This is a genomic window from Streptomyces sp. NPDC127084, assembly GCF_042724175.1.
GTDB lineage: Bacteria > Actinomycetota > Actinomycetes > Streptomycetales > Streptomycetaceae > Streptomyces.
The window spans coordinates 1-1006 of sequence record NZ_JBHXFA010000448.1 but is presented as its reverse complement, the minus strand read 5'-3'; the positions used below and the strand labels follow the sequence as shown (position 1 = coordinate 1006).

Sequence of the window (1006 nt, the reverse complement as noted above, 5' to 3'; positions counted from 1 at the left end):
GTCATCCTCTCGGTGGTGCGCTCCCGCGAGGCGGGCGACCTCGACGCCCCCATCCGCACCGGCGACGACATCGAGATCCGCGGCGCCGGCTTCGTGCCCCCCGGCGCCCAGACCGCCGACCGCCTCTCCCGCATGGTCGTCCGCATCGGCCCGGTCAACGTCCACGTCCCCCTGGTCCCGGTCACCGGCGGCTTCTCCAACCCCACGGACACCCTCCTCACCGTCCCCGTCCCGGTCGACGTGGAACCCGGCCGTGTGGAGGTACAGGTCGTGACCGCGGCGGGCGTGGAGACGAACGCCTGCGTGGTCGACGTGACGGACTGACCGGACTCCTGTGCGAGCAGATACCTGCCGGAGTCGGAAAAACTGGCTGAAGCATGGTTGAGCGGGTCCCCCTTTTCGTACGTATGGTCTGTTGAGGGGTCAACGGCGGCGAGAGGCGGCTAAGGGCGATGACTCACAGCACTCGAATGGATACGCAAACCCCGTACCTCGACGGCGACCGGAGCTGGCGTGACACCGCCACCCGATACGCCCTGCTCCCACTGCGCGTCTTCCTCGGCGTCACCTTCATCTACGCGGGCCTGGACAAGCTCACCGACAGCGCCTTCATGAAGTCCTCCGGCGCCGGCTCGATCGGCGAGACGATGCGCGCGGTCCGCGACTCGTCGGCGATCCCGGCCCTGGTCGACCTGTCCCTGAAGAGCCCCGTCGGCTTCGGCTACGCCATCGCCTTCGGTGAACTCGCCGTAGGCATCGGCACGTTGATCGGTCTGCTGGCCCGCCTCGCCGCACTCGGCGGCGCGCTGATCTCGCTCAGCCTGTGGCTGACCATTAGCTGGGCCAACGACCCCTACTACTACGGCAACGACCTCGCCTATCTGATGGCCTGGCTGCCCCTCGTCCTCGCGGGCGCCTCCGTGTTCTCCCTGGACGCGGCGATCCGAGCCAGGCGAAGGCAGCGCACGGGCGGCTACCGGTAGCCCCTGAAGGGGAGCCGGCGGTG

General features: G+C 69.0%; 1 protein-coding gene and 1 pseudogene. Both read left to right on the top strand.

Going from position 1 to position 1006, the window contains the following annotated elements:
* Positions 1–324, top strand: a pseudogene (locus ACFWI9_RS34880) (hypothetical protein); the annotation flags it as partial.
* Between the two features lie 128 nt (positions 325–452).
* Entirely contained in the window at positions 453–983 is a 531-nt protein-coding gene (locus tag ACFWI9_RS34875) for a DoxX family protein (RefSeq protein ID WP_329256067.1), read from the top strand.
* Positions 984–1006 lie beyond the last annotated feature (23 nt).

What these genes read in the sequence shown, in the direction of transcription:
- ACFWI9_RS34875 (WP_329256067.1), top strand. Translation starts at nt 453, where the DNA reads ATGACTCACAGCACTCGAATGGATACGCAAACCCCGTACCTCGACGGC.